The organism is Paenibacillus maysiensis, from assembly GCF_000520815.1.
Classification (GTDB): Bacteria; Bacillota; Bacilli; order Paenibacillales; family Paenibacillaceae; genus Paenibacillus; species Paenibacillus maysiensis.
Genome location: NZ_ASRY01000196.1, coordinates 56335 through 72701 on the forward strand (window position 1 = coordinate 56335; position 16367 = coordinate 72701).

Consider the following 16367-nt stretch of genomic DNA (forward strand, 5'->3'; position numbering starts at 1 on the left):
CCTTAACTTACCGCATCACGATGTACATGATTCCAGTTTAAAGCTTCGCAACATCTATATCTATATTTTTTTGCAAAATAAAAATGTGGCGAACAGGGTCACCACACTTTTTACGGATCATGAACTATTCACGCACAAAAGGTTCGATATGCACACCCTGCGGCAGCTTTTGAGGATCGTCCGGGTTAATATGGTCATAGAACATGATGCCGTCCAAATGGTCCATCTCATGCTGTACCACAATCGCTGCATAACCTTTGAAGGTCAGTATTTCCTGAGTTCCGTCCGGCAAATTGGCCTTAATGCGAATTTTTTCATAACGCGGGACATATCCGGGTATGTAACGATCCACTGACAAGCAGCCCTCACCCTGCTCCAAATAAATCATGGACGTCGAGTGACTGACCAGCTTGGGATTAAACAGTGCATACTCTATCGTTTTGTCTCCATCCTGATAATAGACAGCACACATTCTTTTGTTCAGACCCACCTGGTTGGCGGATAGCCCCACACCCGGGCGCAGCTCATAGCGGGTGGCCAGCTCTTCATTTTGGCTATTTTTCAGATAATCCAGCATCCATTGCATCTGTTGAAGATCCTCTTCTCGCAGCGGCAAGTCTACCGGATCAACCTTCGTACGCAAAATCGGTTCCCCTTCACGTACAATATCCTTCGTGAGAAGCATCTCCATTGGTTGATTGCTCATTCATCAGCCTCGATTCATTAATAAATATACTCTCATGTGATCCTGCAAAATATGCGTAAAATCCCCGGTTTTACTGCAAGTTTTATCCCATAAATTATATCTATTCATGAAATGAATTGTCAAAATAAAGCCGCAGTGGAGTGTAAGCTAAACAATATGGCTTTTAATAATAATTCTCGTTGATCTATTGATTACAGTGACACAAAGTTTGCCCCTTTTTACATGATTTAAGTAGTCACCTTATGCCCAGGCGATTTTATCATGTATATAATTTTATTACTGTTCCGCAGGTATTGTTGCAATAATGTCTTTTCCTTTATAAGGAAGCGAAAAATTCTGCATGATCCCCAGCTTGCGGCGTGATCACAGAATTTTTTTCAACAAGCTTTGGATCAACAAATTCAACGCGCCAAAAAAAATAGAAAAAATGATATAGTATGGATAAAATCACTAAGGAGTGTGAAAAATGAATAAAGATTCTAAAATAATCATATCCTCAATAATACTTGGTGCTTCTTTTATTTTTGGAAGCTATATTAACGCACATTTTAGTTCGAATGAAAAAATTCTTAACCCTCAGATATCACAAACTTCTTCAAGTGATAGTATTTTAAATAAAGAAGAAGCAGCAGCATATTTAAAGATTCCTGTGACACAACTGGATAATATTATAAAAAGAGATACTGAACAAAAAAAGAAACTATCGGTTTATGACACTTATCAATTTATTCCTTACGCTGATCTAGATGGTCAAATAGTGTTTTCAAAAGATAACCTAAATAAATGGTTAGATTTCATCACACAGAAAAAATAATGTACTTTTCCCTATTTTAAAAAGATGTATTAGGCAACTAACATTCGTCTCGCAATTGTTATTTTGTGTAGTGTGCTTATTTTATCTTTACTCACCCCTCAAAACTCCTGATCCTCAACCATATCCTGTAATTCAGGGATGAGTGTTAGGAGTTTTGTGTAGTTATGTAGCTGCTGTTTTGTGATACCAAGTTCCTGAGCAATATTGGTTTGAGTTTTTTGCTGAGTAAAATTATTTGACTCAGCACTTTTGTCTCTATATTGATTACTCATATATAAAAAAATGCACCCCAAAATTTCATTGGCTGAACCTGTTGGTTCTCTCCAATAACCTATTTTAGGAGTGCATTTTTGAACGAACTTTTAATTCAATTTGTTACACGTTTAAAATCCACCAATCTGTACAAGGGTCTGAATAGGCTGATCATGATTGTGCGTCTGATTGGGTACGGATAAAAAAAACAAAAAGCTACTCGCAACGATTAGCAGTGCCATTTTTTTTAACATTACTTAACCACACCTTTTCAATAAAATTTAAAAACCCTGCTTTAGTTTCAGGAACCGCATAATCCTGAAAATGTAAAAATAAGCCCATACAATTTATAAAATATGTCTCGTTATTTAGTATATTCGCTTTTACCATTGCATTCATCAAATATTTAAAACCATCACTGTACACACCTTGATGTAAATAGTAATGGGCCATTTCGTAACCAAACCATACAAAATAGTCCGGTATCACTTGTTGGGTATATATATCTGTAGAAGCTGGGAGTTGAGAAAAAGAATTAATGTCCGTTTCAAAACGTAAAAGGACATCATCCACATCTATTCCATATCGGTTAGCTGCTATCATAACGTTCAACAGCTTTGAGAGCTTCTCATTATTGTTGGCGATTGATGTTACTGTTATATATTCAACGTACTCTGAAAGCACACTCGTATCTCCAGACAGGAGCTTATTTACATACGTATTTCCTTCTGCCCAATCTTTGAACAAGTTAACCCAGTGTTGGGTATCCTCATCAATCTCTTTGACCCAATCCAAATTAGCGTAGGCGTATGTATATTGTAGAGCTTGCTCATAATCGCCTTGGGCTTCACAAACACTGGCACACAGTAAGTCGGCATAAGCAATATATCCAAATAACGGCCCCCTGGTTTCCTTTTTATGCTCCCTGCTCTTTCGATTCTTTTGATGATGCTTCATTGAATATTGGATTTCCGCTTTATCTCTCATTTTTTTTGCCATCTCATCAACCTTGTCCCATTGACGAAAAGACCTGTACACGTTCGCCAAGTCCTTCAATGCGTCAAGCTGGTCTATTTCATCTAGGCGCTCAACAAAAGCTTCAAATATCGTAGCTGCATTGAGATTTTGGCGTTGATCGTCTCCAACCTGAATTGTGAATATACGATAATGGCAGATTGCCAAACGTTCCGAATGTTGGTATTTTTCCGCTTCTGCTACACCTTCATAGAGTAGTAATGCAGCGACATGTCGTCCTTGTGCTAATAGCGCCTCTGCAATGTCAAACAGTTTGGGCGAATAGAGTAGATTGTCCATGATGGATTCCGCCACTCGACGAATCGAGTCAAATTTGTCCAACTCCGCACAGCGATACAAAAATGGCTCGATCCGCCTCATATTCGGGGGAATGTCGATGATGTAGTTTTCTATAAATAAGTCGTAAAAGTAGCCTTCCGGTAAACCCATAGCCTCAGTAATGCAATCTAACTGGTTAGCGGACATAGACTTATTACCTGTCACAATACCACTTACTATCCCCCTATTAATGCCTGCAATATGTCCAAATTGCGTTAGACTCAAACCCTCTTGTTTTAAGTATCTGTCTAATTCTGCGCGTATCGTGGGTGTGATTTTCATGGATAAGCCACCCTTTCAGCATAAATCGTTATTATAGTTAAAAAATTATGTAATTGAGAAACAAGTAGTAAAATACATTTGTTTTATCGCTCATAATTGTACCATTTTTTAGAATAAAATCATACACCTTTCAGATATTTACTTAAGATACCTTTTCGGATAGTTTGCAAAGATTTCTTGATTAAGAGTATCATCATGTAGTCAAGAAAGAACGAGCGATCATACCATTAAATATGAATAGCCTTAATTATTCACAAGCTTAACTCTTAACTATCCTTATTAATTCAGCACCAAGCAAAAATCTCCTATACCAATGAAATGGTCAGGAGATATTTGCCGTTATCATACCTTTGGAATTAATCATGCGTATCTTTACTTACTATTAAGACGGCTGCTCCATCGCATCGGGTGTATCGCTGAACAGCTTCGCCTTGGGATTAGGCTGTGTCCAGGTGTTATAATATTGCGAGTTTTTGCCGTACGAATTATCAATGACGACATGCGGCATATCGAGCAGGCAGGCCAGGATATGACCGTGCAGCCGTGAGGTGCGAACCTCGCGGTAAGAGCTGAACAGCGTAACCGCTTTGTTCATGAGGTGGTCGGTGTACTTGTACCAAAAGGTACGCGTAGGCAGCGGACCGCCGATTTTCTTGTCCAGACGGTAAAATTTCTGGAAGTAAACGATCCCTTTCACTTCCAGCGGAGTGAACAGAGTGTCCCAGTCCAGACGATGGGCCGCATCGGCCTCGTCGTCGAATTGCTTTTGCCCCCCTACGGTTTCAATATCCGTACGCAGGAAGTACAGTACGTCCTTGACCGTTTCCGTAGTCGGCTTCAACGGCCAGAGTTGGTGCGCCATGTCCGGGCATAGCGTGATGCTGCACTGATTCAGCTTTTCCTTGGCCCACTGATATGAACGTGTATCCCGCACAAACATATGTAGATCCGGGTGAGCATTGAACAGCGCAGCGACCTCATTCCCCTTCTGCTCAGATTGAAAATGGATCGTCTGCGGCATGATTACAATACGGTGGTTCGGAAAATCCCGCACGATGCGTTCCCGCAGATTTTGGTGATTTGAATATAAATCGCCGAAATTACCGCCTCCGTGACACACGATAATCCAGTCGCCCGGAATTTGAAGCTGATCGGGAATATCCATAGCACTGTAACGGGCACGAACACGGATACTGTTATCCTTGAAGAACGCCTCGGTGCCTTTCATGATGAGTACATCCCCACCGTTGTTATAAACGGGATAGTCGACATAAATGATATTCGAACCTTGGGGGACTACGTCGAGAATGACGCTCAGCTTATTTTTCAGTTTAGCCATGGGATGCGAATTCGGCATCTTTCAGTTCTCCCTTCCTGCGCTTCTTTTGTATGGTCTGAATGACAAATGTGATATCACTTTTATCAAAAATGATCCGTGATAACGGAACATCGAAAAACATCGGGAATGAAAACAGCGAGAATGCCAACCGTACACAAGCGCCTACAAGCAAAGCAATGGCAATGCCGTCCAGACCGAAGATCGGGGTACACATAAAGAACAGCCCAACGGTAATGGCATAGGCTACAATTTGCCGGAACAGTACTAGCCCCGGACGTCCCAGCGCGTTAAAGGCCGAAGCCAAAATCCATGATCCGCCACCGATGATACATTCCAGTGACAGCAGGTAGAACGTTAGCGATGCTTCCAGAAAAGCGGGACCGTACAGCAGACCCAGCATGTATCGTCCAATGAACAAAGCAGGCACGATGACGATCAGCATTGCAGCCATGGAGATGCGAAAAGCACGTCCAACCGTTTCAACAATTTTGCTGTGCTCCATTCCCGTCACCTTCGGAAAGGTTACATTCGTGACGGCATTTTGCACCACATTGAACACACGAGACAAGGCGTAGACGACAGAGTACAGACCGAACGCTTTGGGTGACAGCAGCGCCACAATGACGATTTTGTCCGTTTGTGTGGACAGCGTCCCCATCAATTCCATCCCGTAGACTCTCGCTCCATAGCTATAATAAGGACGGAGCACCTGACGGCTGGTGAACGGGCGAAAAGTACGTAAATTCATATGCTTGCGCAAACGGAGGAACGCCCATACCAGCGCAAGGAAACTCGCGGCAAAATTCACGGTCCCCGCCAGCTGCACATTGAGCAGTCCCATCAGCCACAGCGTCACCAGACCGATGAAGTTCAGCAGCGGATAATAAAACAGCAGGCCGTTATATACGCTAAACCGATCCAGTCCTTGCGACAATGCTGTTGTCAGCGCCGTAAGCACCGCCAACGGTATCGCAGCCGCACAATAGAGCTGTGACAGGTGGACGATATCCGCACCATAGCCATTCAGCCACAGCGGCATGCATATCCACGCTACAGCTCCCGCCAGCAAGCTGGCAGGCAACTGAATCCACAGCGACAGCGCCACCAGCTCCTCTGTCGTGCCTGTTTTCTTCTTGAGGTTATAAATCAACGACGTTGGCAAGCCGAAGCTCAGCACGCTACCGATCAGCGTAGGCCAGAACAGAACCGCCGCCAGTTCCCCTTTCCCCTCGACTCCGAGCATACGTGCGGTCAGGATGGAAGTCAGGGTCGTGACGATCAGCACGAAAAAATTGTTAAAGCTCGTACGCATGATCGTTTTGGCGAGACTGTCACCCGTGAATACTTTCCTTGCTGCTGTCCATGTGCTCATGTTACGTCCAACTCCTGTTCCTTATTAAGCCTCTGTCTCTATGTTAACATCGCGCTCCTGCCGCACCTCCATCAGCCTACCGTTTTTTTGGAATTGCGTTCAGGCAGCTGACCTCCGCCAACAGGCTCCTTCGGACCTGAAAAGATCGCCTTCAGCGCTTTTTTGTAGCCTTGAATGGCAGTATAATTTTTCTTGGGCTTCTCTCTCAAAATTTGATACAGTGTCGTCCAATACAACGCTGCATAACCGATCGGCCCAGATCGCTCGTCCCGCAGTAGATGAATATGATTCATCACCCGCATATAAGTCACCTGCTCCATATTGTCGCGCGAGGACGGCGATTCGTGGTGAAGCAGCGTAAGCGCCGGGTTAATGTACAGCGGGCCGCTTTTCATGGCCATTCGTGAAAGCAACAGGTCTTCCCCTACGCTATAGCTTTGCAGCCAAGGTACAGGCTCCAGACTGCGAATCGCCTCACGACGAAATGACATATTGCAGCCGTGAAAAAACTCGGTTCGAAACGTCTTCTTCGCCTTGTGCCAGTTGTACATCGAACCGGACTGACCGCTGAGAGACAGCTTTCCTTTGGACAAGGACTGCTGGAATGATAACAGGCAACGGATGGTCCCCATGATGCTGTTGCTCATGCCCTTCGCAATGCCACCGACACCAGCGGCCTGCGGATAAGCCTCATAGGTGCGTATCAGCTCGTTCAAATAGTTGTTCGGCAGCTCAACATCATCGTCAAGGAACAAAATGATATCGCCCTGCGCCAGCTCCACCGTTTTTACACGTGAAAGCCATAAGCCCGGCTGCTCCTTGCGATGGTATCGGTAGGTAATCCCCGCTCTGCCCAATTGACGCTCATAGCGTTCCAGCACATGCCTCGGCAGTTCTCCATCATCAATAATCCACAGCTCGGTTTCACATGCCTCCGGTGCCCCACCAATAGCAATTGAATTGATGCATCGGGTCAGATCGTCAACCCGATTTCGGGTGCACAGGGCAATGGACAAGCTTAACATCATACTCCCCCTTTATCATGAAAATATATGAAGCCACAAGCTGCCCGCTTTTCGCAGACTGCACGTTTACAACAGATTTCTGATTACTGAACCGCCGGGCCTAAATATTCGTTATATTTTTGCTTGCGCGGGTTCAGAATAAACAGCACCCCCTGCTTGTATCCTTCTGCGGCATTAAAGTTACGGCGCAGTATTTCCTTGAACATCAGGTAGGACAAGGTCCATAAAAGCGCTCCGTAGTGGATGGCTCCCGCCTTTTTCAGAGCAAGAAAATAATAGTGATTGATCGCTGTAGCCTTGGCTACTTTGCCCGCCTTATCGCGCGAGCTTGGGGATTCGTGATGAATGATCGTTAAGTCGGGATTGATAACCAGTTTGCCATAACGGCTCGCCAACTGGCACATGTACAAATCGTCAGCCACGGCATAGCTGGTCATCCACGGATACGGCTTCATATCCCGAAGCGCATCCCGCCGGAATGACATGTTGCAGCCATGAAAAAATTCCGTATCAAAAACCTCCGTCGCTTCTCCCCAGCGCAGCAATGAACCTGCCAGGCTACTGGGAGAAAGCTTGCCGAGAGACGGAGACATCTGAAATGTCAAAATGCCCAGCAGCTTTCCTGCCCGGCTCGAATGTAGTCCCTTTGCAATCCCTCCAACACCCACAATCGTTTCATCCTGATCATAGGTATCGAGCAAGCGCCGGATATAGAGTTTATCGTCCAGTTCGGCATCATCGTCAAAATACAGCACGATATCATACCGTACGAGAGACAACGCTTCATAGCGGGACAACCAAACGCCGGGACGACTTTTTTTATGATACTTCAAAACGCCTTGAGGCAAGCCGGATACCATGTCACGGTACAGCTCGACCTGTTGGTCGGAAATATCGCCGTCATCCACAATCAGCAGCTCTACAGCCGTATGCTCCAGCTGCTGCTGTCCTGCAATAGATTGTATACAGCGTGTCAGATCTTCGATCCGATTGCGGGTACAAATGATGATGGAGACATCGGACATGCCATTACCTCCTGTGTGTATCCAGATGCTTTGGAAGAGATATTCAAAGTTTTTCCAATTGCTGGATGATATATGTTTATTGTATCTTTGACAGCGTTTGAGTGTATATACCTCTTTTGTATACTTTTTCAGTCTCCAAAAGGGTAGACAATACTCGAAAAAGGGCAAAAAAATAGGATCGGCTTCTAGCGCCAATCCTGTCTACCCTCGAAAGTCCAGAAACAACGTCGCATTCACATACCTGCGTGCCATGGACAAAAAATAACTATTTTGCACCGATACCGCAGCTACCAGCAATGTATTCCGAACGGCTTGACACTGGTTAGGGGTCAAATGCTGCAAACGGCTGGTGTATTGATCGGCCGCCTGAATCAGCAATTCCTCGGTCGCACCTTCCTGACGCTGCTGCCCTGTAGCAGAATTCCCATTTTCTTTGGCAAGCCCGGCTCCTGCCACATCCAGCAGCTGATCTCTATTCGCATCCAGCTCCTCAAACAAGGTTGAATAAGCAGCGTACAAATCGACCGGCTGGATTAGATCATCCGTATCATCCTCCGGCTGTTGGAACAGGATATGAAATAGCTGACGAATGGATTCAAAATCTAGACACGATTTCAAATCCTCCACAATGAGCAGCAGTGCAGCCTGGTTGACTGAATATTTTTTACCAATCTTGGGCGATCCGAGAAATTCCTTGAAGTCACGTTTGACCCAATTCTGCATAGAGGCCAATGAAACGTGGCTATACTCGACCAGTTGGCCGAGAGAAACGATTTCCTGTAGCGAAAAAGCTGCGCTGTGCTTGCCCTTGATAATTTTATCCAGCACAGGCGTTACCTCAGTATACAAAAATGTCGGCATCGTGCTGCCGGGACGGCCCGGATGGATATGGGTGCGTCTCCAGGCATCCTGAAGAACGGCCAACGGCTGCAATTCGCGGCGACCTTCCATCGCCAGCAGCAAATGGGCCATATCACGGCGTGTGAGGGTAAAAGACTCCATCTGCTTTCCTCCCTTTAAACCATTTCAAGTTCATTTGAACTCATCATACGCCCATAAACTAGGCTTGTAAAGTAAAGCAATGAGCCGTGCGGGTTCTGTTTTGCCTTATTTTCCGTACAAATTGGAGGCAGGTGACCTGCTATGATTGCATATGAACCTTGTATATTTGCTTTTAAGTTCTTAAAATAAGTTCAAGTGAACTTAAAATGGAGTTCATTAAAAATTGAACGAAAAAGGGATGAGTGAAAATTATATGGGTATAGGTGTCAGTCTATTTTTGTTCGCGGTGTTGATTTTATTTAGTGCTTTCTTCGTGGCTACCGAGTTTGCGATTATTAAAATCCGTTCCAGCCGGGTCGATCAGCTGGTCGTGGAAAATCGGAAAAACGCACTGGCGCTACAAAAGGTCGTCAATAATCTGGACGGCTACTTATCCGCCTGTCAGCTTGGTATTACGATTACAGCGTTGGGACTCGGCTGGCTCGGTGAACCCACCGTGGTCAAATTGCTGGAGCCTCTCTTTCAACAGCTCAACATCAATGGAGAATTTTCACATATCCTGGCCTTTATTATTTCATTTGTCATTGTAACTTACCTGCACGTGGTGATCGGTGAACTGGCTCCCAAAACGCTGGCGATCCGCAAAGCGGAAGCAGTAAGCTTGTTGACCTCCCCGGTCATCGTATGGTTTAACCGGATTATGTATCCGTTTATTTGGCTCCTGAATGGCTCGGCCAACCGTCTGGTTCGTTTGTTTGGTCTTCAACCGGCAAGCGAGCATGAGGAAGCGCACTCTCAGGAGGAAATTCAGATCATTTTGTCCGAAAGCGTGGAAAGTGGTAAGATCAATAACACCGAATATGGCTACGTGAATCGTATCTTTGCTTTTGACGAGACCGTTGCCAAAGAAATTATGGTGCCACGTACAGATATGGTATGCTTGTTTACGAATCGCTCGCTGAAAGAAAACATGCTAACCATTCACGAAGAGCAGTATACCCGTTTTCCGGTGGCGACAGAGAGCAAGGATCAGATTATCGGTATGATTAATACCAAGCAATTGTTCCTTGAGTATGACTGCAACCCTGAGCTTGATTTCCATACTCTGATTCAACCGATCCTGACCGTTCCGGAGGTTATACCCGTCAACACGCTGCTCAAACGCATGCAGAAGGAGCAGGTTCATATCGCCCTTCTCGTCGATGAATACGGCGGAACCTCCGGTCTGATTACCATAGAGGACATTTTGGAGGAAATTGTTGGCGAAATCCGAGACGAATTTGACAAGGATGAACGGAAGGAAATCGAGAAATTGACGGAGAACAGTTATTTGATGGATGGCAAGGTGATGCTTTCCGATCTGAGTGATCTGACTGGCTTGACGTTGGACGATGAGGACGTGGATACTGTCGGAGGGTGGGTGTATAGTCGGGTTCCGGAACCGAGACAGGGCAAGGAATTCATAGAAGATGATGTGAAATTTATCATTCGTGAAATGGGTAAAAATCGTATTCGACGGGTGGAGATTATTCTACACAATGAATCTCCTGTATCCGAATTGGAAGCGGAATCGGACACTTCTTCCCGGGAGTGAACCGCTGTGACCTGAGCGGCTTTCACTGTGCACTTGTTGCGTTCACTCCTACTGAAATGACATACTTCCAGGGCAAACGGCTTAGGGCGTTTGCCCTGCACGCGTGTAAGGAGGAACTAATAAAGTGGATATTTTATCATCTATTATTATGGGCATTATTGAAGGGCTGACAGAGTTTTTGCCGGTCTCTTCGACGGGTCATATGATCCTGACGGCTGATCTTCTCGGGTTAAACACGGAGAATGATACAGTCAAAACGTTCGAGGTTATTGTGCAGTTAGGTGCTGTGCTGGCGGTTGTCGTATTGTACTGGCGCAGGTTCCTGAGCTTATTTGATTTCAGACGCAGAATCTCGACCCAGCCGCGCCTGAACCTGCTACATATTATTTTGGCCATGATCCCTGCGGGTGTGATTGGCGTGCTGTTCCGTGATGTAATCAAGCAATACCTGTTTGGCCCTCAAACTGTTCTGTACAGTCTGATCATCGGAGGCTTGCTAATGATCGCGGCTGAAAAATTCCATCCGCCCATTAAATCGCATACGGTGGATGACATTACGTATAAGCAGGCTTTTACGATTGGCTTGTTCCAGGTTCTGGCTTTATGGCCGGGCTTCTCCCGTTCAGGCTCAACTATGTCCGGGGGCCTATTCGCCCGTGTAAGCCATACAGCAGCCGCTGAATTTACATTTTTAGTATCTGTTCCGATCATGCTGGGCGCATCGGGTATTGATATGATCAAAAGCATGGACCATCTGTCTATGAGCGATTTTCCGGTGTTCGCGGCAGGCTTTATCACTGCCTTTATCGTTGGAATGCTGGCGATCAAAACGTTCCTCGGTCTGCTCAAACGCTTGAGCCTGACTTCATTCGCCATCTACCGCTTCGTATTGGCGGCTGTGTTCTTCTTTATTATTTTGTAAGCTGTTGTTTGTTGCCGCAAAGCCTTCATGCTTTTCAGCAACAAGAGTTCGTTTCGTATGACAAAAAAGGGATATCCCATGAGCATGATTCGTCAGCCATGGGATATCCCTTTTTCTATTTTACCGAAATGAAAGATACGTTTGATTCAATCCCTTGAATCGTACGACTTTGACTATAGTTTCGATTATTGTTTTGATTCCAACGTGGTCAGGTATTCGGAAATTTGTGCTGGCGTCTTGGCATATTTGCTGTGCAAATGAGCAATTTTTTCGCCGTTACGGAAAACGAGCAGACTCGGAATACCGCGTACCTGATTTTCTTCGGCAATCGGCTGGAATTTCTCAGCATCAAGCGCAAAGAAACGCTTATCCGCATTTTCCTCAATAATGCCACCCATGAATTTGTCCAGTGTCTTGCAATCCGGACACCAGGTTGCATCAAATTTCACGACAGTCAAGCCGTCACCATTAATCAAATCCTGATACTGCTGCTGTGATTCGATACGTTCCATTTGTTGATTCCTCCTAGTGTATATTTTTGAACGTCTCCATACTCAAATATGGATTATAAACCTAAGCTTATTCTTATATTGTAATGATTCTTTCATATATTGCAACTATAGCGAGTACACGTTCGAAAGTATGACCCAATTTATCGGCTGGCAAATCGCATTTCCGACCGTGCGACAAAGATTCCCCTCTGCCCTACCTGTACTCATATCAGCGGTATTGCGCATCATAGCGGTTGGCCCGGCTCATTTGCTGTAGCGCTTCCCGCTCCTGCCTGGATAACGGCGGGATACTGGCTACTGCGATATTATGCTCCAATTGCCCCAGTGAGCTTGCACCCGGAATGACAGCAGCGACAGCCGGATGAGATAGGCTATAACGGATTGCCGTCTGCCCCATGCTGCGCTCTGTACCCGTAAACGCCTTCAGTTGCTTACGTATGTCCAGCAGCTCTGCCCCTTCGTAGTCCAGATAGCCCTTGGCTACCTTGCCTTCTCCTTCGTCGGTCAACACGCCGCTGGCGACAGGCCCGCGTGCAATGACGCTGATTCCCCGCTCCTGAAGTAATGACAGTACCTCTTCCTCTGCCCGACGGTCCAGCAAGCTATATTGATTCATGACGCTGACGATATTCGAACGCTCGACATATTCACGGATGACGTGAGGACGAATCGAGGAAATGCCATAATAACGGATGACCCCCTCTCTTTTGAGCTGTTCAAAAGCCTCAATCGTTTCGTCGATGGGATCGTCAATCGTCCCACCGTGAAGCTGATACAGGTCGATATAGTCCGTTCCCAGGCGACGCAGGCTTTCTTTGACTGCAGACAGAATATATTCCTTGGACGGGTCCCATCTCCCGCCATCTTGGCCCGGGATACGCCGATTACCGACCTTGGTCGCCAAAACGACATCTTGTCGCCGTCCACGGATCGCTGCACCCACAATTTCCTCATTACGCCCGTGTTGGTACAAATCCGCTGTATCCAGCAGGTTCACGCCCCGATCCAGCGCTTCATGAATCAGGTAGACACCTTGCTGTTCCTCCGTACCGACCGACATACAGCCCAAGCCAATCTCGCCTACCAGCAAATCCGAAGATCCCAGACGATTTTTCTTCATTTATGCTCCCCTCACTTCCAATAACATATAACTTTAAATTTTTAATATTTCTCTATTATACGAAAAAAGTATACAAAAAAAACAACCCCAAGTATTCGTAACCGTCTGAAAAATAACGGTTGCAAAAGCAATGGAGCCACCTGTCAGAATGAAGGCTGCGATCTTTTTTTATCGTCGAGGCAGCGCGTAATGACAGGTATGTTCTCCTAAAATACCATTGAAATAACCCTAGACTTCCCTATTGTAAAAATCAGCACTTTTTTTTGGAATATTAACTATTTTTGGGATGCCAACTTTTTATTATTTCAGTAATACCTTCACTCTTTTATGAGGAGTTTCCGAACAGTCCAGGTAAACATTCAGCAATTAAGAGCAATATCCTGTAAACTGGAAATAGAATATTCCTATAACCCTCTTTAACGTTTTACTGTCGCTGCTTTCTAAAAAACCGATCCTAGTCGAACGCTTATCAAAAAACAGGAGGTAAATAATGAATTATATATTAATTGTCGAGGATGATATCGCATTGAGTAATGGTATTGTTCTTGCTCTTAAAGAACCTATCAACGTATTTGTGCAAACGTATGACATTGCTGCTGCAAAAGAACAATTGAACATCACTGCTTTTGATTTAGTCATCCTGGATATTAATTTACCAGATGGAAACGGGCTTGATCTTTTAACAGATATACGTAAAACAAAAGCTTTGCCAGTCATTGTTCTGACTGCGAATGATATGGAAACGGATATCGTAACCGGTCTTGAGCTGGGTGCGGACGACTATATCACCAAACCTTTCAGTCTTATGGTATTAAGAGCTAGAGTGGGCGTTCAGCTAAAGAAATCCAGATACTCGCTTGCAGACTCCATTCAGCTCGATAATTTTTCCTTTTCATTCGAGAGGATGGAATTTATTAAGAATGGTACACCTATTGAACTAAGTAAAACTGAGCAAAAATTGTTGCGCATCCTAATCAACAATCGAGGAAATACCGTTTCGCGTGATCATTTGATAGACAGCATCTGGACTGACGGGGCTGAGTATGTAGGTGAAAATGCCTTGTCAGTTACGATAAAAAGGCTACGTGACAAGCTCGAGGATCATCCTTCTTCCCCACAATATATTAAAACGGTTTATGGGCTGGGCTACACATGGGCGTTGAAATGACAACACTCCTATATATATGTATTGGAATTGCCGTTGTTGCTGTATGCACCGCTGTATGTGCTATTATGCTGTATCGCAGGAGCATCCAAAAAACAATGAAAACCATTGAGAACATGCTTGATGCCGCGATAAATGGCAGCTTCTCAGAGGATGTCTTTGATGAATCCGTTCTTTCTTCAATAGAAGCTAAATTTGTGAGATTTCTTTCCATTTGTTCCGTGTCCTCCAAAAATCTGCTTGCTGAAAAGAATAAAATAAATGAGCTGATTTCCGATATTTCACACCAAACGAAAACACCATTGGCCAACATCCTGCTTTATTCCCAATTACTTAGCGAATACGAACTATCACAGGATACCTCCACTTGTGTGAAAGCTCTATCTGCACAGGCCGAAAAGCTTAACTTTCTGATCCAGGCATTGTTGAAAACATCGCGGCTTGAAACGGGGATTATCACGGTAGCGCCAAGACGAGAATCTGTTCAAAAGCTCCTGCACAGTGCAAAGGAGCAAATTATGCCAAAAGCGGATGGCAAAGGCATCTCGGTTGTTATGGAGAATACGACGATTTATGCTTGCTTTGATCTGAAATGGACGTCCGAAGCAGTCCACAATATTATGGACAATGCTGTGAAGTATACAGAAACCGGCGGAAGCATTATCATAAATGTGATTGCGTATGATTTGTTTTGCCGGATCGATATTACCGACAATGGTATAGGGATTGCAGAAGAGGAAAAGAGTAGAATCTTTATGCGTTTCTATCGCTCCCCTACCGTAAACTCACAAGAGGGTATCGGGATTGGACTATTTTTGGCTAGAAAAATCATCGTTGCTGAAGGTGGCTACATCAAGGTACAGTCACGCTGTCGCAGTGGCTCCACCTTCTCCATTTTCCTTCCCATGGACAAATAGTTCTTTCAACACCGTTAGATTTCAGAAAGGCTGTTAGAGGATTGATATGGTAAAGTCTGTATTGCAGGGCGTCACAATACAGACTTTTTTATGGAGGAGAACGTATAGGGCTCTATTGAAAACTCAAGAGTTGAAAAAGTACTATGGCCAAACAGGAATTGTCAATGCATACCTCATATTTGGTAATAACTTGAATCTGGGAGAAAAACAAAAATGTGACTCTGGAAAACGCTTATCCCCTTGAGGAAGCCCCGCCGAATTATATGAATCATAATATCAACTTTCCCCATCTATTTCCACCAATCTAGTACGGATACGAGAAAGATCATAGCGCTAACTTTTGCTTTGCTGATAATCATGCTTATCGACTACTTGATCATCTACAATTTAGCGAAGCTTCACGGATGCCAATTAGCTCCATGAGTTTCGCTATTGACATTTGCGGAGATTTCCAAACCATTGGGTTCGGTACAATCATATTTGCAACTAGAACCATCACATTGTACTTCCATTTCAAAATCAATAATTTCTAAAACCTTAACTTTTTCCATGTTAATTCCACCTCCTTTCACTATTAAAATATCATTAAAAATACTTCTAAATTTTCTATTGTATAAAACAGTGTATTATTTGGCATAATTAGTGGCTTATGCATTGTTTACATCCAGGGGCAACACTCTACTTTCCCAGATGTGATGCAAAAGAAAAACCCCCGTCTCAAAAGACGAGGGCACTAGACAAACTAAGAAGTATTCTTACTTCTTCCTTTCAGGGGTCAATTAATACCTGATTAGATAAATCATTCTTTCAAAAAGATTCGAAGAAATGAACGCTACAATGTCCATCGTCACCAAGACAATCATGTTTGCAATGATTAGGATCACACTGTACTTCCATATCAAAATCCATATTTTCTAAAATTTCAATTTTCTCCATGTTAATTCCACCTCCTTTCACTATTAAAATA

The 16367-nt window shown here is 44.4% G+C and carries 16 protein-coding genes and 1 pseudogene; 5 read left to right on the plus strand and 12 right to left on the minus strand.

The window, feature by feature from the left end; all coding sequences use genetic code 11:
- Positions 1-124: 124 nt before the first annotated feature.
- A complete protein-coding gene (gene def, locus L696_RS0113540; RefSeq protein ID WP_025684115.1) occupies positions 125-706 on the minus strand; it encodes a peptide deformylase in 582 nt (193 codons plus the stop codon).
- Between the two features lie 466 nt (positions 707-1172).
- Between def and L696_RS0113545 the strand changes: the two genes are divergently transcribed.
- On the plus strand, positions 1173-1520 hold the full coding sequence (locus L696_RS0113545) for a hypothetical protein (protein ID WP_025684116.1): 348 nt from the start codon (positions 1173-1175) through the stop codon (positions 1518-1520).
- A gap of 98 nt (positions 1521-1618) precedes the next feature.
- Here the strand turns inward: L696_RS0113545 and L696_RS30455 are convergent, their stop codons facing one another.
- The 7 genes from L696_RS30455 to L696_RS0113585 form a co-directional block, all read right to left on the minus strand.
- The gene (locus L696_RS30455) at positions 1619-1792 is read right to left on the minus strand and encodes a hypothetical protein (protein WP_155985390.1); all 174 of its coding nucleotides are present in this window, start codon (positions 1790-1792) and stop codon (positions 1619-1621) included.
- A gap of 196 nt (positions 1793-1988) precedes the next feature.
- Positions 1989-3407, minus strand: a complete 1419-nt coding sequence (locus tag L696_RS0113560) for a helix-turn-helix domain-containing protein (RefSeq protein ID WP_025684117.1) — start codon at positions 3405-3407, stop codon at positions 1989-1991.
- Positions 3408-3789: 382 nt separating this feature from the next.
- Positions 3790-4764 carry a polysaccharide pyruvyl transferase family protein gene (locus L696_RS0113565; RefSeq protein WP_025684118.1) on the minus strand — a complete coding sequence of 325 codons (975 nt, stop codon included), beginning with the start codon at positions 4762-4764 and terminating at the stop codon, positions 3790-3792.
- The gene (locus tag L696_RS0113570; protein ID WP_025684119.1) at positions 4739-6118 is read right to left on the minus strand and encodes a lipopolysaccharide biosynthesis protein; all 1380 of its coding nucleotides are present in this window, start codon (positions 6116-6118) and stop codon (positions 4739-4741) included. The genes L696_RS0113565 and L696_RS0113570 overlap by 26 nt, the downstream gene beginning before the upstream one ends.
- A gap of 71 nt (positions 6119-6189) precedes the next feature.
- Complete coding sequence (locus L696_RS0113575; RefSeq protein ID WP_025684120.1) at positions 6190-7143, minus strand: glycosyltransferase family 2 protein; 954 nt, start codon at positions 7141-7143, stop codon at positions 6190-6192.
- An 83-nt stretch (positions 7144-7226) separates the two neighbouring features.
- On the minus strand, positions 7227-8168 hold the full coding sequence (locus L696_RS0113580) for a glycosyltransferase family 2 protein (RefSeq protein WP_025684121.1): 942 nt from the start codon (positions 8166-8168) through the stop codon (positions 7227-7229).
- Between the two features lie 201 nt (positions 8169-8369).
- Positions 8370-9170 carry a DUF1836 domain-containing protein gene (locus L696_RS0113585; protein ID WP_025684122.1) on the minus strand — a complete coding sequence of 267 codons (801 nt, stop codon included), beginning with the start codon at positions 9168-9170 and terminating at the stop codon, positions 8370-8372.
- A gap of 223 nt (positions 9171-9393) precedes the next feature.
- Here L696_RS0113585 and L696_RS0113590 point away from each other — a divergent pair, with 223 nt between their 5' ends.
- Positions 9394-10764, plus strand: a complete 1371-nt coding sequence (locus tag L696_RS0113590; RefSeq protein WP_025684123.1) for a hemolysin family protein — start codon at positions 9394-9396, stop codon at positions 10762-10764.
- Between the two features lie 124 nt (positions 10765-10888).
- Entirely contained in the window at positions 10889-11686 is a 798-nt protein-coding gene (gene bacA, locus L696_RS0113595) for an undecaprenyl-diphosphate phosphatase (protein WP_025684124.1), read from the plus strand.
- 185 nt (positions 11687-11871) lie between these two features.
- On the opposite strand, the gene L696_RS0113600 is transcribed toward bacA, so the two are convergent.
- From L696_RS0113600 to L696_RS30460, 3 genes and pseudogenes are all read right to left on the minus strand, one after another.
- Complete coding sequence (locus L696_RS0113600) at positions 11872-12198, minus strand: thioredoxin family protein (protein ID WP_025684125.1); 327 nt, start codon at positions 12196-12198, stop codon at positions 11872-11874.
- Between the two features lie 208 nt (positions 12199-12406).
- Complete coding sequence (locus L696_RS0113605) at positions 12407-13318, minus strand: aldo/keto reductase (protein WP_025684126.1); 912 nt, start codon at positions 13316-13318, stop codon at positions 12407-12409.
- A gap of 93 nt (positions 13319-13411) precedes the next feature.
- Positions 13412-13531, minus strand: a pseudogene (locus L696_RS30460) (iron ABC transporter permease); the annotation flags it as partial.
- A gap of 277 nt (positions 13532-13808) precedes the next feature.
- Between L696_RS30460 and L696_RS0113610 the strand changes: the two are divergent.
- Positions 13809-14486, plus strand: a complete 678-nt coding sequence (locus L696_RS0113610) for a response regulator transcription factor (protein ID WP_025684127.1) — start codon at positions 13809-13811, stop codon at positions 14484-14486.
- Positions 14483-15400: a sensor histidine kinase gene (locus tag L696_RS0113615; protein ID WP_025684128.1), complete on the plus strand. Its 918-nt coding sequence runs from the start codon at positions 14483-14485 to the stop codon at positions 15398-15400. Before L696_RS0113610 ends, L696_RS0113615 begins: the two co-directional genes overlap by 4 nt.
- Positions 15401-15798: 398 nt before the next feature.
- On the opposite strand, the gene L696_RS30465 is transcribed toward L696_RS0113615, so the two are convergent.
- On the minus strand, positions 15799-15951 hold the full coding sequence (locus tag L696_RS30465) for a hypothetical protein (protein ID WP_155985391.1): 153 nt from the start codon (positions 15949-15951) through the stop codon (positions 15799-15801).
- Between the last annotated feature and the right edge of the window lie 416 nt (positions 15952-16367).